At 69.8% G+C, this 26,100-nt stretch carries 25 protein-coding genes; 17 read left to right on the top strand and 8 right to left on the bottom strand.

Annotated features, from left to right (window positions below):
• The 10 genes from GVL03_RS07270 to GVL03_RS07315 all read left to right on the top strand — a co-directional run bounded on the left by GVL03_RS07270 (position 1) and on the right by GVL03_RS07315 (position 11,715).
• Positions 1 to 1,668 (top strand): arginine--tRNA ligase, encoded by a 1,668-nt coding sequence (locus tag GVL03_RS07270; RefSeq protein ID WP_159500319.1) that lies wholly within the window; start codon positions 1 to 3, stop codon positions 1,666 to 1,668.
• A 7-nt stretch (positions 1,669 to 1,675) separates the two neighbouring features.
• Positions 1,676 to 2,494: a DUF2993 domain-containing protein gene (locus GVL03_RS07275; protein WP_159500320.1), complete on the top strand. Its 819-nt coding sequence runs from the start codon at positions 1,676 to 1,678 to the stop codon at positions 2,492 to 2,494.
• A 139-nt stretch (positions 2,495 to 2,633) separates the two neighbouring features.
• On the top strand, positions 2,634 to 4,049 hold the full coding sequence (lysA, locus tag GVL03_RS07280; protein ID WP_159500321.1) for a diaminopimelate decarboxylase: 1,416 nt from the start codon (positions 2,634 to 2,636) through the stop codon (positions 4,047 to 4,049).
• The gene (locus GVL03_RS07285) at positions 4,046 to 5,368 is read left to right on the top strand and encodes a homoserine dehydrogenase (protein WP_159500322.1); all 1,323 of its coding nucleotides are present in this window, start codon (positions 4,046 to 4,048) and stop codon (positions 5,366 to 5,368) included. Before lysA ends, GVL03_RS07285 begins: the two co-directional genes overlap by 4 nt.
• A 1-nt stretch (position 5,369) precedes the next feature.
• A complete protein-coding gene (thrC, locus tag GVL03_RS07290; protein ID WP_159500323.1) occupies positions 5,370 to 6,455 on the top strand; it encodes a threonine synthase in 1,086 nt (361 codons plus the stop codon).
• Positions 6,452 to 7,387, top strand: coding sequence for a homoserine kinase (gene thrB / locus GVL03_RS07295; RefSeq protein WP_159500324.1), 936 nt, complete (start codon positions 6,452 to 6,454; stop codon positions 7,385 to 7,387). Before thrC ends, thrB begins: the two co-directional genes overlap by 4 nt.
• Positions 7,388 to 7,573: 186 nt before the next feature.
• Positions 7,574 to 9,622: a transcription termination factor Rho gene (gene rho / locus GVL03_RS07300; RefSeq protein WP_235038062.1), complete on the top strand. Its 2,049-nt coding sequence runs from the start codon at positions 7,574 to 7,576 to the stop codon at positions 9,620 to 9,622.
• Between the two features lie 26 nt (positions 9,623 to 9,648).
• The gene (gene prfA / locus GVL03_RS07305; RefSeq protein WP_159500325.1) at positions 9,649 to 10,725 is read left to right on the top strand and encodes a peptide chain release factor 1; all 1,077 of its coding nucleotides are present in this window, start codon (positions 9,649 to 9,651) and stop codon (positions 10,723 to 10,725) included.
• A gap of 310 nt (positions 10,726 to 11,035) precedes the next feature.
• Positions 11,036 to 11,311: a hypothetical protein gene (locus GVL03_RS07310; RefSeq protein WP_159500326.1), complete on the top strand. Its 276-nt coding sequence runs from the start codon at positions 11,036 to 11,038 to the stop codon at positions 11,309 to 11,311.
• Positions 11,312 to 11,325: 14 nt separating this feature from the next.
• Positions 11,326 to 11,715, top strand: coding sequence for a hypothetical protein (locus GVL03_RS07315; RefSeq protein WP_159500327.1), 390 nt, complete (start codon positions 11,326 to 11,328; stop codon positions 11,713 to 11,715).
• A gap of 86 nt (positions 11,716 to 11,801) precedes the next feature.
• Here GVL03_RS07315 and GVL03_RS07320 read toward each other — a convergent pair whose 3' ends face one another.
• The 8 genes from GVL03_RS07320 to GVL03_RS07355 all read right to left on the bottom strand — a co-directional run bounded on the left by GVL03_RS07320 (position 11,802) and on the right by GVL03_RS07355 (position 19,716).
• Positions 11,802 to 13,205 (bottom strand): amidase, encoded by a 1,404-nt coding sequence (locus tag GVL03_RS07320; RefSeq protein ID WP_159500328.1) that lies wholly within the window; start codon positions 13,203 to 13,205, stop codon positions 11,802 to 11,804.
• A gap of 34 nt (positions 13,206 to 13,239) precedes the next feature.
• Entirely contained in the window at positions 13,240 to 13,818 is a 579-nt protein-coding gene (epsC, locus tag GVL03_RS07325; protein WP_159500329.1) for a serine O-acetyltransferase EpsC, read from the bottom strand.
• A gap of 1 nt (position 13,819) precedes the next feature.
• The gene (cysK, locus tag GVL03_RS07330; RefSeq protein ID WP_159500330.1) at positions 13,820 to 14,758 is read right to left on the bottom strand and encodes a cysteine synthase A; all 939 of its coding nucleotides are present in this window, start codon (positions 14,756 to 14,758) and stop codon (positions 13,820 to 13,822) included.
• A 39-nt stretch (positions 14,759 to 14,797) separates the two neighbouring features.
• Positions 14,798 to 15,895, bottom strand: a complete 1,098-nt coding sequence (locus GVL03_RS07335) for an ABC transporter permease (protein ID WP_235038063.1) — start codon at positions 15,893 to 15,895, stop codon at positions 14,798 to 14,800.
• Positions 15,892 to 16,539: an ABC transporter ATP-binding protein gene (locus GVL03_RS07340; RefSeq protein WP_159500331.1), complete on the bottom strand. Its 648-nt coding sequence runs from the start codon at positions 16,537 to 16,539 to the stop codon at positions 15,892 to 15,894. The genes GVL03_RS07335 and GVL03_RS07340 overlap by 4 nt, the downstream gene beginning before the upstream one ends.
• 20 nt (positions 16,540 to 16,559) lie before the next feature.
• Complete coding sequence (locus GVL03_RS07345; protein ID WP_159500332.1) at positions 16,560 to 17,642, bottom strand: peptidoglycan-binding protein; 1,083 nt, start codon at positions 17,640 to 17,642, stop codon at positions 16,560 to 16,562.
• 324 nt (positions 17,643 to 17,966) lie between these two features.
• A complete protein-coding gene (locus GVL03_RS07350) occupies positions 17,967 to 18,470 on the bottom strand; it encodes a hypothetical protein (RefSeq protein ID WP_159500333.1) in 504 nt (167 codons plus the stop codon).
• Positions 18,471 to 19,107: 637 nt separating this feature from the next.
• The gene (locus tag GVL03_RS07355) at positions 19,108 to 19,716 is read right to left on the bottom strand and encodes a TetR/AcrR family transcriptional regulator (RefSeq protein ID WP_159500334.1); all 609 of its coding nucleotides are present in this window, start codon (positions 19,714 to 19,716) and stop codon (positions 19,108 to 19,110) included.
• 131 nt (positions 19,717 to 19,847) lie between these two features.
• Here GVL03_RS07355 and GVL03_RS07360 point away from each other — a divergent pair, with 131 nt between their 5' ends.
• The 7 genes from GVL03_RS07360 (at position 19,848) to GVL03_RS07390 (ending at position 26,072) form a co-directional block, all read left to right on the top strand.
• A complete protein-coding gene (locus GVL03_RS07360) occupies positions 19,848 to 20,837 on the top strand; it encodes an AvrD family protein (protein WP_159500335.1) in 990 nt (329 codons plus the stop codon).
• Positions 20,838 to 20,839: 2 nt separating this feature from the next.
• Positions 20,840 to 21,487, top strand: coding sequence for a TetR/AcrR family transcriptional regulator (locus tag GVL03_RS07365; protein ID WP_159500336.1), 648 nt, complete (start codon positions 20,840 to 20,842; stop codon positions 21,485 to 21,487).
• Entirely contained in the window at positions 21,484 to 22,332 is an 849-nt protein-coding gene (locus tag GVL03_RS07370; RefSeq protein WP_159500337.1) for an SDR family NAD(P)-dependent oxidoreductase, read from the top strand. The genes GVL03_RS07365 and GVL03_RS07370 overlap by 4 nt, the downstream gene beginning before the upstream one ends.
• A 434-nt stretch (positions 22,333 to 22,766) precedes the next feature.
• Positions 22,767 to 23,654: a peptide chain release factor N(5)-glutamine methyltransferase gene (gene prmC, locus GVL03_RS07375; RefSeq protein WP_159500338.1), complete on the top strand. Its 888-nt coding sequence runs from the start codon at positions 22,767 to 22,769 to the stop codon at positions 23,652 to 23,654.
• A 35-nt stretch (positions 23,655 to 23,689) separates the two neighbouring features.
• A complete protein-coding gene (locus tag GVL03_RS07380; protein ID WP_159500339.1) occupies positions 23,690 to 24,388 on the top strand; it encodes an L-threonylcarbamoyladenylate synthase in 699 nt (232 codons plus the stop codon).
• The gene (locus GVL03_RS07385; RefSeq protein WP_159500340.1) at positions 24,385 to 25,557 is read left to right on the top strand and encodes an MraY family glycosyltransferase; all 1,173 of its coding nucleotides are present in this window, start codon (positions 24,385 to 24,387) and stop codon (positions 25,555 to 25,557) included. Before GVL03_RS07380 ends, GVL03_RS07385 begins: the two co-directional genes overlap by 4 nt.
• Entirely contained in the window at positions 25,554 to 26,072 is a 519-nt protein-coding gene (locus tag GVL03_RS07390; RefSeq protein WP_200847090.1) for a hypothetical protein, read from the top strand. Before GVL03_RS07385 ends, GVL03_RS07390 begins: the two co-directional genes overlap by 4 nt.
• Positions 26,073 to 26,100 lie beyond the last annotated feature (28 nt).

Genomic DNA, 26,100 nt, shown 5'->3' on the forward strand with positions numbered 1-26,100 from the left:
ATGGATCCCGAACAGCTCTCCGCCGCCCTCCTCGCCGTCGTCGCCCCGCTCGCCGAGGCGCGACGCCCCGGCGCCGCGGTCGACCTGTCGGTCACCGACGTCGTGCTCGACCGCCCGAAGAACCGCGAGCACGGCGACTGGGCGTCGAACATCGCGCTGAAGCTCGCCAAGAGGCTCGGCGCGAGCCCGCGCGACCTCGCGGCCGAGATCGCCGGCCCCCTCGCCGAGGTCGACGGCATCGCTGCCGTCGAGGTGGCGGGCCCCGGGTTCATCAACATCCGTCTGGACGCGGCCGCCGCCGGCGCGTTGGCGAAGGTCATCGTCGAGGCGGGCGCCGCCTTCGGCCACAACACCTCGCAGCGCGGCAACTCGATCAACCTCGAGTTCGTGAGCGCCAACCCCACCGGGCCGCTGCACATCGGGCACACCCGCTGGGCCGCGCTCGGCGACGCGATCGCCCGGCTGCTGCTCGCCTCGGGGGCGGACCTCGTGCGCGAGTTCTACATCAACGACGCCGGCGCCCAGATGCACCGCTTCGGCCGGTCGGTGCTCGCCGCGGTCGAGGGCGTGCCCGGCCCCGAGGACGGCTACGCGGGGGCGTACATCCAGGAGCTCGCCGCACGGGTGCGCGCGGAGCGCCCCGACCTCGACGAGCTCGTCGGCGACGAGAAGCTGCACGAGGTGGGTGAGCTCGCCTACCGGCTGCAGCTCGGCGAGATCCAGGCCTCGCTCGAGCAGTTCAACGTGCACTTCGACGAGTGGTTCTCCGAGCGCGTGCTGCACGCGCCCGGCGCGGACGGCGCTCCGAGCCTCGTCGACGAGGCCGTCGACCGTCTGCGCGCGCAGGGGCACGTCTTCGACCAGGACGACGCCGTGTGGGTGCGCACGACCGACTTCGGCGACGACAAGGATCGCGTCATCCGCCGCTCGAACGGCGAGTACACCTACTTCGCGGCGGATGCGGCCTACTACCTGAACAAGGGCGATCGCGGCTACCGGCACAAGATCTACCTGCTGGGCGCCGACCACCACGGCTACGTGCATCGCCTCAAGGCGCTCGCCGGTGCGGCCGGAGACGATCCCGAGAAGGACATCGAGGTGCTCATCGGGCAGCTGGTGTCGGTCAACGGCGCGCGGCTGAGCAAGCGGGCGGGCAACATCATCGAGCTCGACGATCTGCGGACGTGGCTCGGCACCGACGCGCTCCGGTACTCGCTGGCGCGATACCCCGCCGACTCGCCGCTGACCCTCGATCCCGAGATCCTGCGCAAGCGCACGAACGACAACCCGGTGTTCTACGTGCAGTACGCCCACGCGCGCACGCACAACGTCGGCCGGAACGCCGCGACATCCGGCATCGACCGCAGCGCCTTCGCCCCCGCGCTGCTGACCCACGAGACCGAGTCGGCGCTGCTCGGGGCCCTCCAGGAGTTCCCGCGTCTGGTGGCGTTCGCCGCCGACGTGCGTGAGCCCCATCGCATCGCCCGCTACCTCGAGGAGCTCGCCGGCCTCTACCACCGCTGGTACGACAACTGCCGCGTGATCCCGCTCGGCGACGAGACCCCGACGGACCTGCACCGTACACGCCTGTGGCTCAACGACGCCACCGGACAGGTGCTGCGCAACGGTCTCGACCTCTTGGGCGTGAGCGCCCCGGAACGGATGTGAGCATGCGATGAGCGGCGACACCCAGCCGACGGTGCCCTTTCCCGACGAGTGGCGGGAGCAGGGCGCCGCACCGCGCCGGCATCGGCGCTGGCCGTGGCTGGTCGCGGTGCTCGTCGTACTGGCGCTCGCGGTCGCCGCCTGGTTCGCGGGGGAGTGGATCGCACGCGACCTCGTCACCAAGGCCGTGCGTCAGCAGATCGTGGCTCGGCTGGACCTTCCGGTCGATCAGCGGATCGACGTGGACATCCCGGGATCGATCCTCCTGCAGCTGGCCGGTGGCACGGTCCACGACGTCCATCTCGTCTCGGACGACGTGACGGTCGGTCAGGTCACTGGCGACGTCGAGGTCGATCTGCACGAGCTGGCGCTCTGGAACGGACCGACGATGGCCGACGGCACCGCCACGGTCTCGCTCGACGCCGAGCAGCTGCGCGCGCTCCTCGCCGGCGTCGACGGGTTCCCCGCCGAGACGGTCGGCCTCGCCGCGCCGAACGTGACCGCCTCGACCGAGCTGACCTTCTTCGGCGCCTCGTTCCCTCTCGGCATCGCCCTCACCCCGACGGCGGCCGACGGCGCGCTGCTGCTGACTCCGGCCGCGCTGCAGCTCGCCGGCGCCGACATCACCGCAGACGACCTGCGCGCGCGCTTCGGCGGGCTCGTCGACCCGCTGCTGCAGAGCTGGCCCGTCTGCGTCGCCCAGTACCTCCCCGTGGGCGTGCCGCTCACCGGCGTCGAGGTGACCGGCGACCGGCTCATCGCCGACTTCGCCGTGCGCGGGACGCTCCTGACGGATGCGGCGGAGCGCGCCAAGGGCTCCTGCGGCTGACGCCCGCCCCGCAGCGCATGGCGAGCGCGGCATGGAGGGTGCCCTAGACTCGAGTCACTCGCGACGGCGTGTCGTGGGGGCACGACGCTGTCGGACCCGATCACGTCGCCCAGCAGCCACCACCGATTGGGTTACCTCTGTGTCCGCTTCGACGTCTCGGCCCACCGTGCCGGCGTGGCTGGAGGTCCCCGCCGACGCGAACGACCTCGCCGCCGGCGTCTGGCCCGCCTCGGCGCGCCGCACCGCGGACGGCGCGCTCGAGCTCGCCGGGGTGAGCGCCGCCGCGCTGCAGGCGAGCTTCGGCACGCCCCTCTACGTCCTCGACGAGGACGAGGTGCGCGTCCGCGCGCGCCGCGTCCGCGCCGCCTTCTGCGCCGCCGCTGCGCGTCATGGCGCCGATGCGCGCGTCTACTACGCGGGCAAGGCGTTCCTGTCCACCGAGGTCGTGCGCTGGGTCGCCGAAGAGGGCCTCGCCGTCGACGTCTGCAGCGCGGGAGAGCTCGCCGTCGCCCTCGCGGGCGGCGCGGAGCCCGCGCGCCTCGGATTCCACGGCAACAACAAGCGCCCCGCCGAGTTGCGCCGCGCCGTCGAGATCGGCATCGGCTCGATCGTGGTCGACAGCCTCGACGAGATCTCGCGCCTGGCCGAGATCACGGCGGGGGCCGCCGTGCCCCAGAGAGTGCTGATCCGGGTAAACACCGGCATCCACGCCGAGACGCACGACTTCCTCGCGACGGCGCACGAGGACCAGAAGTTCGGGTTCTCGCCGGATGCGGCCCGCGTCGCGGCCGCCCGCATCCGCGAGGTGCCGGGGCTCGCGCTGATCGGCCTGCACTGCCACATCGGGTCCCAGATCTTCGGCTCGTCCGGGTTCGCGGCATCGGCCGCGCGGCTCGTCGAGCTGCACGCCGAGCTGCTCTCCGGCGGGGACCTGCCGGTGCTGAACCTCGGCGGCGGCTTCGGCATCGCCTACACCCGTGTCGACACCCCTGCGGTCATCGAGGAGCTCGCCGACCGCATCGTGGACGCGGTGGCCGACGCCTGCGCCGCCCACGGCATCCCCGTGCCCGCCCTGGCCGTCGAACCCGGCCGCACGATCGTCGGTCCCGCCGGCGTCACCCTCTACGAGGTCGGCACGGTGAAGCCCGTCGAGCTCGGCGACGGACTCGTGCGCACCTACGTGAGCGTCGACGGCGGGATGAGCGACAACGCGCGCCCCGCGCTCTACGGCGCGCAGTACTCCGCGCGCATCGTGTCTCGGGCGAGCTCCGTCGCGCCCGCGCTCGCCCGCGTGGTCGGCTCGCACTGCGAGTCGGGCGACATCGTGGTCGAAGCGGAGTACCTCCCCGGCGACGTCGCACCCGGCGACCTTCTCGCCGTGCCCGCGACGGGTGCCTACTGCTTCTCGCTCTCCAGCAACTACAACTACGCACCCAGGCCCGCCGTGGTCGCGGTGCGCGACGGACGCGCGCGCGTCATCGTCCGCGGCGAGACGGTCGACGACCTGCTTGCCCGCGATGCCGGCGTGACGTCCCCCACGAAAGGTGAGGCATGATCGACTACCGCCATCTGCGCGTCGCGCTCCTCGGCGCCGGGGCCGTCGGCTCGCAGGTCGCCGCTCTGCTGCTCCAGCACGGCGACGAGCTCGCCGACCGCGCGGGCGCCAGTCTGCAGCTGGCCGGCATCGCCGTGCGCGACGTGGACGCCCCGCGCGACACCGATCTGCCGCAGGAGCTGTTCACCACGGATGCGGAGTCCCTCATCCTCGGCGCCGACATCGTCATCGAGCTCATCGGCGGGATCGAGCCCGCCCGCACCTACCTGTTGCAGGCCATCAACTCCGGCGCCGACGTCGTGACCGCCAACAAGGCGCTGCTCGCGACCCACGGCCCCGAGATCTTCGACGCCGCCGACCAGGTCGGCGCCCAGGTCTATTACGAGGCGGCGGCCGCGGGCGCCATCCCGATCATCCGTCCGCTGCGCGACTCGCTCGCCGGCGACCGGGTGCAGCGGATCATGGGCATCGTCAACGGCACGACCAACTACATCCTCGACCGCATGGACACCGAGGGAGCCGCGTTCGGCGACGTGCTCGCCCAGGCGCAGGCCCTCGGCTACGCCGAGTCCGACCCGACCGCCGACGTCGAGGGCTACGACGCGGCGCAGAAGGCCGCCATCCTCGCCTCGCTCGCCTTCCACACCGCCGTGCCGCTGGAGGCGGTGCACCGTGAGGGGATCACGCAGGTCACGGCGCAGATGGTCGAGGACGCCCGCCGAGCGGGCTACGTCATCAAGCTGCTCGCCGTCTGCGAGCGTCTCACCGGGCACGGCTCCCCGACGGGCGAGGCGATCTCGGTACGCGTCTACCCGGCCCTGGTGCCGCGCAGCCACCCGCTCGCAAGCGTGCACGGCGCGAACAACGCCGTGTTCGTCGAGGCCGAGGCCGCCGGCAGCCTGATGTTCTACGGCGCCGGTGCCGGCGGCGTGCAGACCGCCTCGGCCGTGCTCGGCGACGTCGTCTCCGCCGCCCGCCGCCACATCGCCGGCGGCGTGGGCGTCGGCGAGTCGACGCGCGCGAACCTGCCGGTGCTCGAGATCGGGCACGCGGTCACCCAGTACCAGATCACGCTCGAGGTCGACGATCGGCCCGGCGTCCTCGCGACCATCGCGACCACCCTCAGCGAGGGGCGTGTCTCGATCGCGACGGTGGAGCAGACCGTCATCGCCGATGACGGGGAGACCGGCGCTCGGGCGCGACTGGTCATCGGAACGCACAAGGCACGCGAGCAGGACCTCAGCGACACCGTGGAGAGGCTCGCCGTGAGCGATGTCGCCCCCCATGTCGTCTCGGTGCTGCGCGTGGAAGGAGACTGACATGGCACACGTCTGGCGCGGAGTCCTCCGCGAGTACGCCGACCGGCTCGGCGTGACCGGGAGCTCGACGGTCGTGACCCTCGGCGAGGGCGGCACTCCGCTCCTGCCCGCCCCGGCGCTGTCGCAGCGCACCGGCGCGGACGTCTGGGTCAAGTTCGAGGGCATGAACCCGACCGGGTCCTTCAAGGACCGTGGGATGACCGTGGCGCTCTCGCGTGCCGTCGAGCACGGAGCGAAGGCCGTCATCTGCGCCTCGACGGGCAACACGTCGGCGTCGGCGGCGGCATACGCGGCGCACGCGGGCATCACCGCCGCCGTGCTCGTCCCCGAGGGCAAGATCGCCATGGGCAAGCTCAGCCAGGCGGTCGCGCACGGCGGCAGGCTGATCCAGATCCGCGGCAACTTCGACGACTGCCTCGAGATCGCCCGCGAGCTCGCCGACGACTATCCGGTGCACCTGGTCAACTCCGTCAACCCCGACCGCATCGACGGGCAGAAGACGGCCGCGTACGAGATCGTCGAGCAGCTCGGCGACGCGCCGGACTTCCACTTCATCCCGGTGGGCAACGCCGGCAACTACACCGCCTACACGCGCGGGTACCGCGAAGAGGCCGGACGGGGCGCCTCGACCCGCGTGCCCCGGATGTTCGGCTTCCAGGCGGCCGGTTCCGCGCCGCTCGTGCGCGGAGAGGTCGTGAAGAACCCCGAGACGGTGGCGAGCGCCATCCGCATCGGCAACCCCGCATCGTGGCAGCTCGCCCTCGAGGCACGTGACGCCACCGACGGCTGGTTCGGCGCCATCGACGACGACCGCATCCTCGCCGCGCAGAAGCTGCTGTCCGAGGAGGTCGGCATCTTCGTCGAGCCTGCGTCGGCCATCTCGGTGGCGGGGCTCCTCGACCGCGCGGAGGCCGGGATCCTCCCGGCGGGCGCGCGCGTCGTGCTGACGGTCACCGGGCACGGCCTGAAGGACCCGCAGTGGGTGCTCCGCAACGCCGACGGCAGCGACGTCCGGCCGACGGTCGTCGATGCGGAGGTCACCGAGGTCGCAGCCGTGCTCGAGCTCGCGCGCGAGGCAGGGGCGTGACCACGCCCCTGGGCCGCAGCGTCTCGGTGCGGGTCCCCGCGACCAGCGCCAACCTCGGCCCGGGATTCGACACGCTCGGGCTCGCGCTGAGCGTCTACGACGAGCTCGAGGTCACCGTGATCGACGACGGCCGGCTCGAGATCGAGGTGGAGGGCGCGGGCGCGGGAGACGTCCCGCGCGACGCGTCGCATCTCGTCGTCCGCGCGATCACCCACGCGTTCGCGGCGGCGGGCCGGAGGCTGCCGGGTCTGGCGCTGCGTGCGACCAACGTGATCCCGCACGGCCGGGGGATGGGCTCGTCCGGCGCCGCCGTCGTCTCGGGGCTTCTGGCCGCGAAGGGACTGCTGGCCGGGGATGTGGAGCTCGGCTCGGAGTCCCTGCTGCGCCTGGCCACCGAGCTCGAGGGGCATCCCGACAACGTCGCGCCCGCCCTGTTCGGGGGCCTCACGATCGCGTGGGTCGACGAGACCGGTCCGCAGCACAAGAAGCTGCTGGTGCACCGCGGCGTCTCGCCGATCGTGTTCGTGCCCGAGTTCACGATGTCGACGTCGGTCGCACGAGGACTCCAGCCGGCGCAGTTCTCCCGCGAGGACGCCGTCTTCAACGTGTCGCGTTCCGCCCTGCTGATCGCCGCGCTCACGCAGAGCCCGGAGCTGCTGCTGGCCGCGACGGAGGACAAACTGCACCAGAGCTACCGGGCGGCGGCCATGCCCGAGACCGACAGGCTCGTGCAGGCGCTGCGCCGGGCGGGCTTCGCAGCCGTCGTCTCCGGCGCGGGCCCGAGTGTGCTCGTGCTGGCCGACGGGCCCGGCCGCCGCCTCGAAGCGGCTCGGCTCGTGGCCTCTCACGCGGACACTCCGTGGGAGGCCCTCATGCTCGCCGTCGACTTCAAGGGTGGTACAGTGAGGGACAACGCGGAGGGTGCCACGTAACCAGCGTGTATCTGGCCTCCGTCGCAATCTGCGAACCACCGCGTGACCCCCTGAATCCGTCCTGCGACGTCGTCCTGGTGACATCGTCGCGGAGCGCCCCGCGCGAATGACGGACGCGGGCGGGCGTCCGTCCATCGGACGCCTTGTGCGGTCACGCGCATCGACTCGTTTCACAAGGGAGAACTCGTGGAGTCCGTCTCCGAGATCCAGACCACTGAAGAGAACACCGCCGCTGCAGAGCAGGATGCGGCCGCCGACGTGACCGCGACCGCGTCGAGCGAGGCGCCCGCCGACCTCGTCGCCGAGGCCGAGCTCGCCGACGCCGTCGCGAGCATCGAGACGGCGGAGGAGGGGCCCGCTGCGGCTCCCGCCGCCGAGCCGCCCGCGAAGGCGCCGCGCAAGCGTGCGCCCCGCCGCGCCAAGAGCGCCGACGTCGCCGAGAAGGCGGCCGCGGATGCTGCGGCCGCGGAGACCGCGCCCGCCGAGGCGCCCGCGGACACAGCGCCCGCCGTCACAGCGCCCACCGAGGCCGCTGCCGATGCGCCCGTCGTGGATGCCGCCGGAGAGACCGCATCGACCGCCGAGCCGACCGCCGCCGCTCAGGCCGACGTCGAGCCGGTGGAGGAGGCGCCGCGCAAGGCGCCCCGTCGCGGCCGCAAGCCGAAGGCCGAGACCGCTCCGGTCGAGGAGGCTCCGGCCGAGGCCGCTGCCTCGGCGGAGACCGTGCCGGCGGCGGAGACCGCGCCGGTCGAGACCGCCCCGGCGGCAGAAGAGGCACCCGCCGAGACCGCGCAGAACGCCGCTCCCGCCGAGGAGAACGGCGACGACGCCGAGCAGCCGAGCCGAGGCCGCAACCGTAGCCGCAACCGCAACCGCAACCGTCGTGAGAGCGGCGAGGCCCGACAGGGCGGTCAGGCGCAGAACGCCCAGACGCAGAACGCCCAGCCCGCGCCCGCCGAGGACGACGACAACGCGCAGGGAGCCGGCCGCGGTCGGCAGCGCAACAAGCGTCGCGGTCAGGGCCAGAACGACGAGTTCGACACCGAGATCGGCGAGGACGACGTCCTCATCCCGATCGCGGGTGTTCTGGACGTGCTCGACAACTACGCGTTCGTCCGCACCACCGGCTACCTCCCCGGGCAGAGCGACGTCTACGTCTCGCTCGGTCAGGTGAAGAAGTACAACCTGCGCAAGGGCGACGCCGTGGTCGGCGCGATCAAGCAGCCCCGTGAGGGCGAGCAGCCCGGGCGTCAGAAGTACAACGCCCTCGTCAAGGTCGACTCGATCAACGGCCTGTCGGTCGAGGACGCCGCCGAGCGCGTCGAGTTCGGCCAGCTGACCCCGCTCTACCCGCAGGAGCGCCTGCGCCTCGAGACGGCCCCCGAGAAGCTCACGCAGCGCATCATCGACCTGGTGGCCCCCATCGGCAAGGGACAGCGCGGCCTCATCGTCGCGCCGCCCAAGGCGGGCAAGACCATCGTGCTGCAGCAGATCGCGAACGCGATCGCGCTGAACAACCCCGAGGTCCACCTGATGGTCGTGCTCGTCGACGAGCGCCCCGAAGAGGTCACCGACATGCAGCGCACGGTGAAGGGCGAGGTCATCGCCTCGACCTTCGACCGTCCCGCGGAGGACCACACGACGGTCGCCGAGCTCGCGATCGAGCGCGCGAAGCGTCTTGTCGAGCTCGGCCGCGACGTCGTCGTGCTGCTCGACTCGATCACCCGTCTCGGTCGCGCCTACAACGTCTCGGCGCCCACGAGCGGCCGGGTGCTCTCCGGCGGTGTCGACGCTTCGGCGCTGTACCCGCCGAAGCGCTTCTTCGGGGCCGCCCGCAACATCGAGAACGGCGGATCGCTCACCATCCTTGCCACGGCGCTCGTCGAGACCGGCTCCAAGATGGACGATGTGATCTTCGAGGAGTTCAAGGGCACCGGCAACAGCGAGCTGCGTCTGTCGCGTCAGCTGGCCGACAAGCGCATCTTCCCGGCCGTCGACGTGAACGCGTCGAGCACCCGTCGCGAAGAGATGCTGCTGTCGCCCGACGAGGTCAAGATCACCTGGAAGCTGCGCCGCGCTCTGGCCGGTCTCGACCCGCAGCAGGCGCTCGAGGTGGTCCTCGGCAAGCTCAGGGAGACGCAGTCGAACGTCGAGTTCCTCGTGCAGATGCAGAAGTCGATTCCGGCGCCGACCGCGGGCGGCCACTCGCACGGGCACGAGAACAACATCCGCTGACCGGGCCCGTCGTGTCCGACACCGGCATGTTCGAGTCCGTGAGGGGACTTCTGGACGAGCACAAGGCTGTCCAGGAGGAACTGTCCGACCCCGCGGTGCACGCGGACGCCGGGCGGGCGAAGCGGGTCAGCCGGCGCTACGCCGAGCTCTCCCGCATCGTCCGCGCCTACGAGGCCTGGACGACTGCATCCGATGATCTGGAGGCCGCGCGCGAGCTCGCGAAAGAGGACGCGGCGTTCGCGGACGAGGTGCCGACGCTCGAGGAGCAGGTCGGCTCGGCGCAGGAGAGGCTGCGGCGTCTGCTCATCCCGCGCGATCCCGACGACGCGCGTGACGTGATCATGGAGATCAAGGGCGGCGAGGGCGGGGCCGAGAGCGCGCTGTTCGCCGCCGACCTTCTGCGGATGTACCTGCAGTACGCGACCGCGAAGGGGTGGAAGACCGAGCTCCTCGAGCGCACGGAGTCCGATCTCGGCGGCTACAAGGACGTGCAGGTCGCGATCAAGGGATCAAGCAGCGACCCCGCCCAGGGCGTGTGGGCGCATCTCAAGTACGAGGGCGGCGTGCACCGGGTGCAGCGGGTCCCCGCCACCGAGTCGCAGGGACGCATCCACACCTCCACGACCGGTGTGCTCGTCTTTCCCGAGGTCGACGAGCCCGACGAGGTCGAGCTCAATCCGAACGACCTGAAGATCGATGTCTTCCGCTCGTCCGGGCCGGGCGGACAGTCCGTGAACACGACCGATTCCGCCGTGCGCATCACGCACGTGCCGACCGGGATCGTGGTCTCGATGCAGAACGAGAAGTCCCAGCTGCAGAACCGCGAGGCGGGCATGCGCGTGCTGCGCGCACGGCTGCTGGCCAAGCAGCAGGAGGAGCGGGATGCGGCCGCATCCGACGCTCGCCGTTCGCAGATCCGCGGGATGGATCGTTCCGAGCGTATCCGCACGTACAACTTCCCGGAGAACCGGATCGCTGATCACCGCACCGGCTACAAGGCGTACAACCTGGACCAGGTGATGGACGGTGCGCTCGGCCCCGTGATCGAGTCCGCGATCGTCGCGGACGAAGAGGCGCGGCTCGCCGCCCTCGCTCGCGACTGACCCCTCCCGCCCGGGGCTCGTCTTCGGCGGAGTGCACGCGCAGACCCTTGTTCCGTGCACTTTCGCGAAGACGAGCAGGGATCTGGACGACAGGTCGTCTCCTCCCCAAGGGGACGAGCACGCCGTACCCGGCCCGGAAGCTGTGGAAAGCGTGTCCGTCGGAGCAGCGCGGGGCCGATCCTGAGTGGTATAGACCCACACGCTCGCGAAGGCCTCGACCGCGAGTTCTCGATGCGAGCCGCGCGCGCTGCCGGCGCGACCAGCGGCTTCCTGCGGTCCCGCCACATCGAGCGTCCGTTCCGCGGCGGCCGTGCACGGTCTGCCGCTTCCGCTCGGATGCCAGGCGCTGCTGTGGGTCGCGGTCCGCCACCCGCGGACCGCGCCCGATCGCCCGGGCGTGCGCGGGGCGCAGATCCTGCCGCACATGGTTCGGGTGGTCGAGCGCGACGGGCTGCGTGTGGCGGATGCGGCGAGCACCTGGGCGAGCCTGGGCGGTGTGCTGGGCGGGTACGACCTGACGGCCGTCGTCGACGCGGTGATCCGGCGGCCGCGGCATGCCGGTCGTGCCGAGCGGGCCCTGCGCTAGCGGCCCGAGACGAGTTGCGGGAGGCGCGGACCGCGGGGCGGCGGCGTGGCGCGGCGAAGCTCCGGCCGGCGCTCGAGAACGCCCGCGACGGCGCCTCATCCCGTCCAGAGAGCGGGGCGAGGCTGATCCTCCTCGACGGTGGTCTGCCCGAGCCCGAGCTGGATGTCGACGTGTTCGACGATCGCGGTCGATTCCTCGGCTGTTCGGAGCTCGCCTACCCTGAGCGCAGGCTCGCGATCGAGTACGAGAGTCGCGGGCACCTCACCCCGTACCAGCTCCGTCGCGATGCCGAGAAGTGCAACGACTATCAGAGCGCAGGGTGGCGCATCGTGCGGCTGACCCGCTCCGAGGTGTTCGGCGCGCGGCGGGAAGCCGTCCGCCGCGCCCGTGCGCCTCTCTCCTGAGCCGCCGCATCCCTGGGGCTCGTCTTCGTGGACGTGCATGCTCGAGGGGCTGGCGTGTGCACTTCGGCGAAGACGGAGGGGCGGGATCACCAGACGGGCGGATGCGGCAGCGGACCGCGGGCGGTCTCGAGCTGGGCGGCGAGTCCGACGAGGGCCGCCTCCCCGCCGGGCCGCCCCACCAGCTGCACCGAGACCGGGTGGCCGCCCGTCCCCGTCGTCACGGGCACGACGATCGCCGGCAGGCCCGCGACGTTCACGAAGCTGCTGTAGGGCGCGTACCGCACCTGCTGCGCGAAGTTGCGCTCGGCGTCGTCTCTGTCGAACCAGCCGATGGGGCGCGGGGTCTGGGCGAGCGCGGGGGTCAGCACCGCGTCGACGGGGGACAACGCCGCGATCGTCTCGCGCTCGAACAGGCTCGCCGCGTCGAGGGCGCCGAGCAGGTCCGTCGCCCGCAGCGACCTTCCCTCGCGGACGAGCCACGCCGTGATCGGCTCGACCAGGGCGAGGTCCGCGCCGCTGAGCGGCAGCCGCGCCGCGCTCGCACGCCAGATCGTGCGGAACATCGCCGCGTAGCCCCGCGGGCGCCAGTCCAGGTCGTCGACGCCGTTGCCCGCCGCCGACAGCATCCGTGCGGCGACGTCCACCGCCGCACGGGCGTCCCGGTCGAGGTCGATCTGTTCGTCGTCGTCCCAGGGGGACACCGTGGTGACGCCGACGCGCAGCGGGCCGGCGCCGTGGGCGAGGGCCGCGGGCAGCAGCGCCGCCGCGGGCGGGGCGGCGAGGGCGAACGGATGCGGACGCAGCCCGCGCAGCGCATCGGTCAGGAACGCCGCATCCGCGACGGTGCGGGCGAGAGGGCCCGTGACGGCGAGCCCGGCGAACGAGTCGATGCCGGAGCCGATCGGAAGCCGTCCGCGCGAGGGCTTCAGGCCCACGACGCCGACCGTCGCCGCGGGGATGCGGATGGAGCCGCCGCCGTCCGATCCCGGCGCGATCGGAACCAGGCCCGCGGCGACCGCGGCGGCGGCCCCGCCGCTCGATCCGCCCGAGCCGTGGCGCGGATCCCAGGGATCGCGGGTGGGCGGGGTGAAGGAGGTCTCGGTGTATCCGGTGAGGCCGAACTCCGGCGTGGCCGTCTTGCCGAGGCTCACCGCTCCGGCCTCGTCGAGTGCGGCGGCCAGCTCGTCGGTGTGCCCGGGCACGTGGTCGCGGCGGGCGCGGGACCCGTACCGCGTCGGCACCCCGGCGCGCGCGACGAGGTCCTTGTCGGCGAGCGGAAGCCCCCAGAGCACGCCGGCGGGCGCATCCTGCGCGAGCGTCTCGGCGCGATCGCGGGCGGCGGCATCCGTCACCTCGACGAAGGCGCCGATGCCGCCGTCGAGCGCGGCGATGCGGGCCAGGTAGTGCGCGGCGAGCTCGCGCGGGTCGAGGTCGCCCTTCCGCAGCGCCGCCGCCTGCGCGTGCGCCTCGAGATCGTGCAGCTGCGCCATCTAGAGCGCCGGCCGCGCCATGCGGATCCGCACGTCAGATGACGTACTCGGGTGCGGCGAGCAGGGCCCGGGTGTCCTCGCCCGCCCGCCGGGAGCGCGCCTTGGCGGGGATGCCGACCAGCACGCTGTCGGCGGGGGCGTCCTTGGTGACGACGGCGTTCGCCCCGACGACCGAGTGCGCGCCGATCACGACGGGGCCGAGGATCTTCGCTCCCGCCCCGACCGCGACCCCGTCGCCGATGGTGGGATGGCGCTTCCCGCCCTCGCGCTGACGACCGCCCAGGGTGACCCCGTGGTAGAGCATGACGTCGTCGCCTACCTCGGCGGTCTCGCCGATCACGACGCCCATGCCGTGGTCGATGAAGAACCGCCGGCCGATCCGCGCGCCGGGGTGGATCTCGATGCCCGTGATCCAGCGCGTGAGCTGCGACCCGGCCCGGGCGGCGAACCGGAGCCGGCGTCGCCACAGGGCGTGCCAGACGCGGTGGGCCCAGATCGCGTGGAGCCCGGGGTACAGCAGTCCGATCTCGAGGGAGCCGCGTGCGGCCGGATCCCGCAGGCGCGCCGCGGCGATGTCCTCCCGGACGCGGGACACGACCTGCGCGAGTCCCATCTCAGTTCTCGCGGAGGTCTTCGAACAGGGCGGTGGTGAGGTAGCGCTCTCCCGTGTCGGGCACGATCACGACGATGCGCTTGCCGGCGCTCTCGGGACGCCTCGCGATCTCGAGCGCGGCCCAGACCGCGGCACCGCTGGACATCCCGACGAGAAGCCCCTCGGATGCGGCGAGCTCGCGCGCGACGCGCAGCGAGTCGGCGAACTCGACGTCGACGACCTCGTCGATGACATCGCGGTCGAGGATGGCGGGCACGAAGTTCGGTCCGATGCCCTGGATCTTGTGGGGGCCGGGGTGTCCCTCGGTCAGGATGGGCGAGTCCTTCGGCTCGACGGCCACGATGCGCACGCCCGGCACCTTCTCCTTGAGCACCTGGCCGACCCCGGTGATCGTGCCGCCCGTGCCGATGCCGGCGACGAAGACGTCGACCTCTCCGTCCGTGTCGCGGAGGATCTCCTCCGCGGTGGTCGTGCGGTGGATCGCGGGGTTGGCCTCGTTCTCGAACTGGCGCACCCAGACGGCCCCCGGGGTCTCGGCGACGATGCGCTTGGCCTCGTCGACGGCGAGGGTCATGCCCTTGGTCGGGTCGGTGAGGACGAGCTCGGCGCCGAACGCCTTCAGCAGGATGCGCCGCTCCTTCGACATGGAGGCGGGCATCGTCAGGATGACCCGGTAGCCGCGGGCCGCGCCCACCATCGCCAGGGCGATCCCGGTGTTGCCGCTCGTCGACTCGACGATGGTGCCGCCCGGCTGCAGCTCGCCCGACGCCTCCGCGGCGTCGACGAGGGCGATGCCCAGGCGGTCCTTGACGCTGGAGGCCGGGTTGTAGAACTCGAGTTTGACCAGGACCTCTGCGTCGACGCCCTCGGTGACGCGGTTCAGGCGGACGAGGGGTGTGCCGCCGAACGCGGTCGTGATGTCGGAGTGGATACCGGGCATGGCTGGCCTTTCGAGAAGTCTGCGGAGCTCTCGACCAGCCTAGGGGACTCGTAGTTCCCGGATGGGGTCTCTGCGACTTGCGACGATTGCGGGGGCGATGGCGGCGAGCGTTGCGGTGAGGAGTGTGAGGATGGCGAGAGCTGCGGTGAAGGAGATGCCCGGCCAGGGGTCGCCGGTGGCGAGGAGGATGGCGGCGCCGGTGAGGGTGCCGAGGGTGATTCCCGCTGTGGTGAGGATGAGGGTCTGGGCGATCAGGAGGCTGATGATGGAGCTGCGGGTGGCGCCGAGTGCGCGGCGGCGGCCGAAGTCTTTGCGGCGCATCATGACGAGGCCGTAGAGCAGCACGGCGAGCAGTATCCCGGTCACGGCGAGCAGGGCGAGTACGAGGCCGCGGGAGAACGACACCAGTTGTCCTTGGACGAGCCCGCGGAGTTGTGCGAGGGTCTCGCTGGTCTGCACGGTCACTTTCGTCGGGTCTTCGGCTGCGAGGACGGAGAGCGCGGCGTTGGAGACGGGGGTGATGAGTTCGGGGGCGGCGGAGATGATGACGATGACGTTCACGGTCTCGGTGCCGGCGGCATCCGGTACAGGGATGAGGGTGAGCGGTTCGGAGGCGCTCAAGAAGTCGGGCACGTCGAGGCGGCCGCCGATACCGAAGGTCTCACCGGTCGTCAGGGTGATCGAGCCGGCGTCGTCTGCCATGCCGAACTGTTCGAGCGCGCCGGGGGATGCGTAGGCGAGTTGCCCGGGAACGGGGAGGCTCTGGGGGATGCCGAGTCGTTCGAGGTGTGTGCCGTATGCGTACCGCACCGGCACGCGGGTGCCGTCGGCGACGAGGGTGTTGGTGGCGTCGGTGGCGGTGGAGAACGCTCCGGCCCACTCGATGCCCTCGATCGCCGCCATCCGGTTCAGCACGTCGCTGGTGATGCCGGCGCCGTCTTCTGCGCGGATGGTGATGGCGCGCGTGCCGACGGAGTCGATGGAGCCGAGGACCTGCTGTTCTGCGCCCACGGTTCGTCCGGTCGTCAGAAGCACGGCGAGGACCATGCCGGTGACCATCAGCAAGGTCAGCGTGGAGGCCACGGGCTGAGAGCGTGCGGATGCCGCGGCCTCACGGATCAGTGTGTTCCATCTCACAGGCGGACCTCGCGATCGCAGGCCGCTGCCACGTCGGGTGAGTGGGTGACGACGATCACGGCGGCACCCGATCGGGCGTGGTCGCGCATCGCGCCGACGACGAGCTCGCTGGTGACGGGATCGAGGTTTCCGGTGGGTTCGTCGGCGAGCAGGATTCTCGGGTCGCTCAGCAGCGCACGGCACAGCGCTATGCGCTGGGCCTGTCCGCCGGAGACCTGGCCGGGCTTGCGGTCGCCGGGCACGTCCACCCCGAACCGTTCCAGCAGCTCCTCGCCGCGCGCTCGTGCCGCCGCGCGCGTCTGGCGTCGATAGAGGGCGCCTTCCGTGACGTTGTCGATCACGGATCGTGTCGCGTCCAACGCCGCGTCCTGGAACACGAACCCGAACGCCTCGGCGCGAAGCCGGGCCCGCTGGCCGTCTGACAGCTGCGCGGTGGGCCTGCCGTCGACGAGGACGTCCCCGCCGGTGGGTTTCAGCATCAGGCCGAGGAGGTAGAGAAGGGTGCTCTTTCCTCTCCCGGACGGGCCGGTGAGGGCGGTCATGGTGCCCGCCTCGAACGACGCCGACCAGGTATCGAGCACCGGCGCTGCGGGAACGTAGCCGAAGCTGACGCTGCGCGTGTCGAGGACCACATTCCCGGACATCCTCCCGGAGGAGGGGAGGGTCACGAGCTCGCCCCGGACCCGCCGGCGGGCACGCGCACGCGCAAGCCCCTGTCCACGCCCTCGACGACCGACATCCCCCGCGCGGATGCGGTGACCGAGACGGGAAGCTGCGTTCCGGTCTCGTCGATCACGGCCGCGCTGCCGTCTGCGGTCGTCACGAGCGCCGCCGAGGGCACCACCAGACCGGCGACGGTCTCGACGGTGATGATCCGCGAGGTCAGCGTCGCCTGCCCGGTGACCGGTACCTCGCCGCACGCATCGCCGCAGATCGACGCGCCGTCGTGCCCGGCGAGGGTGACCGTGACGGTCTGAGTCTGGGGATCGCGGGTCTGATCGGTCGCGTACGCCTCCCACACGGCGCCGCTGGGAGAGGTGATCTCCACCCGTGTGCCGGTCGGCATGAGGGCCGCTTGGGCATCGGTGACAGGAACCGTGAACGTCGGCGACGAGGGCAGGGCTTGCACGACGGGCTCTCCTCCGGCGAGCGTCGCGCCTCGCGTCACGACCTCCGTGTCCAGCGTCACACGGGAGGGCAGGGAAGGGACGAAGATCACGTCACCCGTTTCGACGACACCGGTCTGCTCTACCCCGAGCGACTTCTGCCATGCCGTGATCGCAGCCTCCGTGCCGGCCTCCGCTCTGCCGTCGATCTGACCGCCGTAGAACCCGAGAGCCGCGAGCATCGCCTGCAACTGGGCCACATCATCGCCCGATGTTCCCCGGGAGATGTTCCGAAAGGCGGGGATCGCGCCCTGGGCGACGACGACGGGCTCGAGGTCGACGGTGTAGAGCGCGGCGCCCTGCGAGACCTCCGTGCCCGCCTCGACACTCACCCCCGTCACGATGCCGGCAGCCTGATTCGTCCCGGCCTGCTCGGGGGCCCACACCGCCACCGTGTTCGACGTCACGCTCGAACCGACCTCGCCGTTCTCCACGGTCACGAATGTGAAGCCTGTTGCCTCGAGCGGATCCTCCGCGGGGCGCAGAACGGTGGTCAGCGCCCAACCGGCCGCCAGACCGACCACAAGCACGACCGCGACGATGACGAGCAAGAGAGCCGACGAACGAGCGCGGGTCTTCATGCCGCTACCTCAGGGGCTTCGTTGCCGTTGGCTTCGATTGCTCGCGGGTGCGGCTCCTGGCCGTTTGAGCCAGACGGTGATGGTGCGGAGGGGGCGCTGCCATAGATGAGCGTGGCAGCGGACGGCCAGCCTATCGGGCCCCCACGCCCCAGCTCAACACATCGGTCAATGCACCTGCGATCGCGAAACGGGGGAGATCCGCAGAGGCCATTGCGCTGATTCACAGCTTGTGGTCCCACCGATTTCTCCCCTTGCTGAAGAAGTCCACGTACTTCCTGCGCCTTTACCGCATCAGAAGATCGGACGGCGCGATGCCGTCAGTTCCTATTCGTCGTAGAAGTCCTCAGGCACTTGAGGGCAAGCCGCAGAGAGCGCCGCATACCGCTCCTGCGCTACGGAAATATCCTCGTACGGAGACCACGCTCCACCGGACTCAATGAACACTGATTTGCTCGGCGGGGATGACGAAGGCGGATAGCCCGCGTCCTCTAGACACTCGATCAGCGTCGTCGATCGGTAGGTGTACAAGATGCGGAGCCGCTCGTCAGTGAGGGGTTCGGTGTACTTCGGATCAACCGGATACCGTACTTCGCACGTGAAGATCGCCATGTTGAAAGCGGCTGCAGCTACCGCATCCGTGAGCGGCGGGTAGCTCAGTCCCTCGCCATCGGTCGTCACGCTGACGTTGTAGCCCTCCTCAGCGAGGCAGGCTGCCTGGGTCGATGCCCATTCGCTGAGGTCGATCAGCCGCGATGCCTCAACCTGTGGCGGGTCCGTGATCCCCAAGCTACCTGCAAGGATGCGTGCATTCTCCTCCAGATACTGCACCGTCTCAGGATCCTGGAATCTTGTGTCGCTGGAGGCGGATTGCCCAGACTCTATCGAGCAACCCGCCAACACAAGCATCAGCACAAACGCCGGCAGCGTCGCCGATAGTGCTCGTGGAGTCACGCGCAGTACACGAACGCGCTGGCTACATCCCCACCCACGCCCGTGGTGAATGCCCTCCAGTCCGAAATGCTCGGCTGTGTCGCGCTGTACCGCCACTGATACGTGGACCCGTTGTTCCAGGAGTTCCAGACCGTGACGCCGGTCTGGTGATTGATGCGCCCCTTTCCGTTCGACGCGATCGTAGTCATCGTGCCAACGCCACACGAGTATGAGCCACCCGAGATGCTCGGCGCTGCTTGTGCCGCCGTGCTTGACCCTGCAATCAGTGCGACTGCCAGGCACAGGACTGTCGCAGCTTTCGTTCTGAACCTCATGTTCTCAACGCTCCTTTGCTTGCTATATACGCATCATATCGTAATGTATCTCGAAGGTAACGTCTCCTACGCCGTCGCAACGCCCAGCCGCACGTCGGCCGCGTCACGCGCTCGCCCCAACCCACCCGCGTACTTCTCGAGCGCTCTCCTGGCTCTCGCTCGACGCGAGTTGAGTCTCCACCGACCCCGGCGTTGTGGTTCTACGCCGCGTGCGCACTCACATCTGTGAGGAAGCGGTATGTGTACTCTGCTGTCTCTCTGGCGATGTGATCGTCAAGTCTTCCGCGAACGGGCAGCGCCATTCGGACGAACAGCGGCCCAAGGAGCGTGTCGCAGAGGAACTCGTGGTCTACGTCACGACGAATGTTTTCGCCTCGAGCCCTGGCGCGCTCGACGACGAGGCCGAGGTTGTCGCGACGGGGCTGCAGAAACTTCTCGCCATAAAGCTGTCTGACGACGGGATCAACGCGGACTTCTTCAAGGAGGCCGGGCAGATTCTTCCGCATCAACGGGGAGGACAGCATGGCGACGTCTTGGCGTTGGAGCTGGATGAGATCGTTGCGCAGCGAGCCGGTATCGACCTCAGTGTTCGTTCCGGTGCCGAAGCGGTTGATGATCACCTGGTACGCGAGGTGGGCGATGTTCGGGTAACGGCGGTAGAAGGTCGGCCTTGTTGTCCCGATCTCCTTCACGAGCCCGTCAACGGTCAGGCGCCCGTATCCGTCGTTAAGCATGACCCGCTCTGCAGCATCGATCAAGGCTGCGCTGATGGTCTCATCGTGAGGTCGACCCGGGCGTACTTCAGTCATTGTCTATAACTCTACCAAGTCGACCTCCAGTGCGCGCCGGAGCGCGGCCGTCCGCGCGCCAATCAACACTTGTGCCTGCTGTATCGATTGGGTTGCTGCGGCGGCCTCGAGCATACGGCATACTCTGTAACGTGTCAGAGACTCAGGGCGTCAGGCAAAGCACCAGAGCCTCGCCGACGTTCCCCTGCTCTTTGGACGATGTACTCGGAGAAGCTGATACGCGGTTCTTCGGTGATGGCTATCGCCATGTGCGCTACGAAATCGATCGCCCCACGACCGTCGACCACAGTAGTGAGCGGATCAATGCGATCGGACGTGTGATCATTCCGCCATCGCAACACGTTGATCCAGTCGACGAAGGCGACACGACACATCTGAGCTCTGTTGACGCGATCGCCCTTCCCGTCCTCGCGTACCAACGATCCGTGCCTCCTGGGCTCTCGATGGACAGGAACTGGTACATCGCGGCGTTGGACCTACGGGGAGGCTCCTCGCCGTGGCTGGACGTGGGCCGAGTCCCTACCTCGCTCTCCGTGAGCCGGGAAGCGGCCCACGTGCTGAACATCACATCCCGAACAGGATCACTGCGCAGCACGTTGCAGCTCAGATCCCTCTCGATGCGCTCGAAAGACCCGGACCAAGCTGCAGGGATCGAAGCGTCCACCGTGGCGCCCCTGAACGTCTACGGTGAAGCGTTCCGTCATATACGTCACACCGCGACGATCACACGCTTCGACCATGATCGAGCAGAGCTCTCGGCTGAGCACCGCCTGTGGGTCGACACAGACGGGCCGAGGCCCCTCAATGGGTTGGAGTCGTCTTTCTGGCCGGCCCTGTCGATGATCGACCATCTGGTGATGCACGGACAGCTGCTGCAGGCCGTTATCTGTACGGCTCACGAGATCGATCGCGAGCAAATGGGGAACATGTGGATGCGGCAGGTCCGTATCCACATCGTGGGACCGCCCACCCCCGTTCCAGCGGCGTTGTCTACTCGGACGAGGATTATCGACGACCGGGTATTGGATCGTGCAGGGCAACGTATCCACGACATCACGATCGAATCGGACTCCTCGATCGGAGTCGGCGGAGTCGCGAAGGTCGCATACATCGAAGGATAAGCATGAACCACCACGACATTGCCGGCCTGCATGGGACTGCCAAGGCGGAGGAGAGTTTCGAGGCCTCCTCCGCGGCCGACGAAGAGGACAAGATCCTCGATGCTGCTGCGCGCCTTGTCGCAGACGGAGGTTACGAGGCTCTGACCTTTGAGCATGTAGCCGACGCCGCCAGTATCCCTGTCGCCGCGATCGAGGAGCACTTCGCTTCTCGTCACGCGTTGGCCTCCGCGATCCTCGACTCAGAGGGGGCGAGCATGCGGCGCGCGCAGCAACACGCCCGTGCTCTGAGCGATGTCCCCCTCGAAGTTCTACGCAACACATACCGCATCGTCGGCGACAATCTCGCGACAATCCCTGTTGTCCGCGCCGGAGTACGGCTGGCTACCGAAGCTCGCCGGTACTTCCCAGAACGCCGAATCGACCCTTTCCGCACCTGGGATCAGTTCGTCACGGACCTTCTCGAACAGGCAAAAGGAGCGGGGCATCTGAAGCCAGGCACCGATATCGTTGCGGCAACTTGGGTACTCGTCGCGGTTGCGATGGGAACGCGTGACCTTCTCGCGTTCCGAGACGCCTGGTCCGAGGCGCCGACCCGCCTGCACGACAGCGCAAGCGCGGTCATCGCCCTCATCTCGGCGGACATGCCATGACAACAATCATCGATCACCCCATCCCGGACTCAAACACCGCAGGTCTCGAACGCGTCGTGGTGGTGACAGGAGCAACCGGCGGCATCGGCGCCGCCATCACCCACAAACTCACCGAGGAGGGCTACACCGTCCTAGCTCACTACGGCAAGAACCATGAGCGAGCTCACAAGCTAAAGAACGAAACGCAACAGCACGGCGGCGCCATACATCCGCACTCCTCCGACTTGTCGACGCCAGACGGAATCGATCATCTCCTCACCGCCGTCCGCAACTACCTCACCGATGACCAACGCCGTGAACTCCATGGACTCGTCAACAATGCGGGCAAGCTCCTCGGCCCTTCCCTCACCGACGCCACCCCGGCCGGCTTCGACAACTACTTCGCGGTCAACACCAAAGCACCGTTCTTCCTCACCCAACAGCTGACTCCACTTATGCCGAACGGACGCGGCAGCGTTGTGAACATCTCCTCCGCCGGAGCACACTTCTCCAGCCCCGGCGACATCGTCTACGCGATGAGCAAAGCGGCACTCGAATCACTCACCGCAAATGCCGCCGAAGCCCTCGCAGCCCGAGGCATCCGCATCAACACGGTCATCCCCGGCCTCACCGACAACGGACACCCAGCTTTCCAAGACCCCCGCCTCGCGGACTACCTCTCGTCCCTGTCCGTCCTTGGCGGCGTCGCACACCCCGAACAAGTTGCCGATGCCATCGCCTTCCTCCTCTCTGACAAAGCCGCCCGCATCACCGGCGCCGCCCTCGATGTCAGCGGAGGCAGCACACTCGGAGCACGACCAACCCCGACCATCTCACTGCACACGCTGGCAAGTATGCAGACATAGCCGACAGTCCCACCCGCCAACGCGTGATCAAACGCGCGATCTCGGGTCTGTCTCGATCATCGACCGACAAGCCATCCACCGCGGCATCTTCACCTCGGTGAAGGATCTGAATGCGAAGATCTGCCAATTCATCACCGGCTGGAACGACCGCGAACACCCCTTCGACTGGACCAAGACCCCGGAGCAGATCCTCACGAAAGCCAACCGATTACCAACTTCAGAAACGCGACACTAGTACTACAGTCGCGTGGCTGAGGGGCGGTTCCGTTCGCGGACCGGGACGGCTGGAGGGGATGAGGCTACGCCCGCAGGTCTGAGGTCCGGTTCGTAGGCGGGGCGACATGCGGCAGCCGGTCACCGGGGTCGCACGGGCCTCTCCCGCGGGCGCCCGGCCCGGCCGTCTGTGACGGGTCCGGCTAAACTGGGCGCCGCCCATGCCCTCCTCCGCTCAGCCCTCGCCGTCGCGCCCGCTCTCCGTCGTGCTCGCCGAGACCGCGGCGCTGTTCGCGCGCTCGGGAATCACCGACCCCGAGGTGGACGCGCAGCTGCTCGCAGCCCATGTGCTCGGCCTCGGACGCGGCGGCGTGCAGGCGGCCGCCGTCCGGGGGGATCTCCTCGACGACGCGGCGGCCGCCCGTCTCGCCGGCCTCGCCGAGCGCCGTGCGGCGCGCGAGCCCCTCCAGCACCTGACGGGGGTCGCCGCGTTCCGGCATCTGGAGCTCGCGGTCGGCCCCGGCGTCTTCGTGCCGCGCCCGGAGACCGAGATGGTCGCGCAGATCGCCGTCGACGCCCTGTTCGCGTCGGCCTCGCCCGCGCCGGTCGCGGTGGATCTCGGCACCGGGTCCGGCGCGATCGCGCTGTCGCTGGCCACCGAGGTGCCGCACGCGCGCGTGCACGCGGCCGAGAACTCGGTCGACGCCTTCGTCTGGGCGAAGGAGAACTTCGCCCGGGTCGGCGCGGACAACGCCCGGCTCGCCTTCATCGACCTCGCGCGTGCGTTCCCCGAGCTAGACGGAACCGTCACGGTGCTCGTGTCGAACCCGCCCTACGTGCCGGATGCGGCCGTCCCGCGCGACCCCGAGGTGCGGCTGTTCGATCCGCCCGCGGCGCTCTACGGCGGCGAGGACGGACTCGACGTCGTCCGCGTGCTCGCCGGGGTGGGGTGGCGTCTCGTGCACCCGGGAGGACTGATCGTGATCGAGCACGGCGAGCTGCAGGGCGAGGGCGTGCGCGCCGTGCTGACGGATGCGGGGTGGCTCTCCGCCGCGACCCACCGGGACCTCACCCTCCGCGACCGCGCGACGACCGCCGTCCGCCCCTGAACGGGCGCTGCGGCGCCGCGTAGACTGAGCCGGTCATGTCCACACTCTTCGACTGCCACGACGAGTCCCAGCTGCTCACCGGCATGCGCCAGGCCCGTCACGCGATCGGCCGGGGCGAGCTCGTCGTGCTGCCCACCGACACCGTCTACGGCGTGGGCGCCGACGCGTTCAGCCCGGCCGCCGTCGCCCGGCTTCTCGCCGCGAAGGGGCGCGGACGCCAGCAGCCGCCGCCGGTGCTCGTGGCCGGTCTCACGACCGTGAGGGCGCTGGTGAGCGACCTGCCCGCGCCGATCGAGCGGCTCGTCGAGCGGCACTGGCCAGGCGGGCTCACGGTCGTGCTCCCCGCACAGCCGTCGCTCTCGTGGGACCTCGGCGAGACCCGTGGCACCGTGGCCGTGCGCATGCCCGCCCATCGCCTCGCCCTGGAGCTGCTCGAGGAGACCGGGCCGCTCGCCGTGTCCAGCGCCAACCTCACCGGCCGCCCGGCCGCGGTCGACGCCTTCTCGGCCCGGGACATGCTCGGCGAGAGCGTCGAGGTGTACCTCGACGACGGCCCGAGCTCGACGGGAGTGCCCTCGACCATCGTCGACGCGACCGCGATCGCGCACGGCGGCACCGGACGCGTCCGCCTCCTCCGCTACGGAGCGATCTCGTTCGCGCAGCTCGAGGCCGAGCTCGGCGACCTGCTCGAGCCGGAGACCGACGCGGACGAGGGCGCGGACGGTACCGCGTGAAGCAGTACCTCCTGATCGCGGCCATCACGGCGCTCATCACCTTCGGGCTGTCGTGGGCCGTGTGGAAGGTCGCGATCCGGTACGAGCTGCATCCGCCGATCCGCGAGCGGGACGTGCACACGCGTCCGACGCCGCGCCTGGGCGGGATCGCGATGTTCCTGGGCGTGGTCGCGGCCTTCGCGATCTCGTCGCAGAACCCGTTCTTCTCGATCTTCTGGGCCGATCCGTGGCCTGTCCTCTCGATCCTCGGGGCGACGCTGCTGATCGTGCTGGTCGGCATCGCCGACGACCTCTGGGACCTGGACTGGATGATCAAGCTCGGCGCGCAGTTCCTGGCCGCAGGCATCATCGCCTGGTTCGGGCAGATCCAGATCTATGCCCTGCCCATCGGGGGGCTCACGGTCGGTTCCAGCTGGGTCAGCTTCCTGCTGACGGTGTTCTCCATCGTGATCGTGATGAACGCGGTCAACTTCATCGACGGGCTCGACGGCCTGGTCGCGGGCGTCTGCCTGATCGCGAACGGCGTCTTCTTCGCATACTCGTATCTCCTCGCGCGCGACACGGGGGCCAGCACCTACTTCAACCTGGCGTCGTTCATCGCCGCGGTGCTGATCGGCGCGTGTGCCGGCTTCCTGCCGTTCAACTGGCACCGCGCGAAGATGTTCATGGGGGACTCCGGCGCCCTGATGCTGGGCCTGCTCATGGCGACGTCCGCCGTCGCGATCACCGGACAGCTCGACCCGGCCGTGCTCGATCCGGACCTCCTGGGCCGTTCGCAGCTGCTCGGCGCGTTCATTCCCATCCTGCTGCCGGTCGCCGTGGTGCTCCTCCCGCTGCTCGACTTCGGCTCCGCGGTGCTGCGCCGGATGCGCGCGGGGAAGTCGCCCTTCTCTCCCGACCGGAAACATCTGCATCACCGCATGCTCGACATGGGGCACTCCGACCGCGACGCGGTGCTCATCTTCTACGCCTGGACCGCCGTCATCGGCATCGCGGTCCTGCTCATGTACATCGCCACGCGCGAGGACTGGTTCGGCCAGTACTGGGTCGGTGTCGCCTTCGGCGTCGTCGGCATCGCCGCGTGTTTGGTGGTGACCGTCCTTCCGGCGCGCCGTCCGGCTCGCCCATCCGCCCCCGACGACCGGCAGCCCGCCGAGGAGACCCCATGACGACCCCCACCGTGTCGAGCAATCCGATCCTGCGCACCGTCCTGATCTGGGGATCGATCGTCGGCGCCGCCGCCATCGTCGTCGCCGGTGTCGCCGGCTTCCTGGCCGCGGAGGCGCCGGGACTGTTCAGCGGTGTCCTCGGCGCGCTCGTGGGCGTCGTCTTCCCCGCACTGACGGCGGTCAGCATCCTCGTCGCGAACCGCTGGTTCGGAACGCCCCGCTACATCGAGATCTTCTTCGGCATCGTGCTGGGCGGATGGCTGCTGAAGTTCGTGATCGTCATCGTCGCCCTCGTGGTGCTGTCGCGGGTCGAATGGATCGTCGACCTGGTGTTCTACCTCGCGCTGGTCGGGGCTGCGGTGTCGTCGCTGGTGGTCGATCTGATCGTGCTCGGACGGATGCGGCTGCCCGCCGTCTCGGACATCGTGATGCCCGAGAGCGTCGCCGACACGGACTCTCAGGACCCGGATACGATTCCGGGGCCGGAAGCGGGCTCGAGCGACCCGCGAGTTTGATAGGCTTCCATTACCTCCACGGCTGGAG

It is taken from the genome of Microbacterium sp. 18062 (genome assembly GCF_902706225.1).
In the GTDB taxonomy this organism is placed as follows: Bacteria; Actinomycetota; Actinomycetes; order Actinomycetales; family Microbacteriaceae; genus Microbacterium.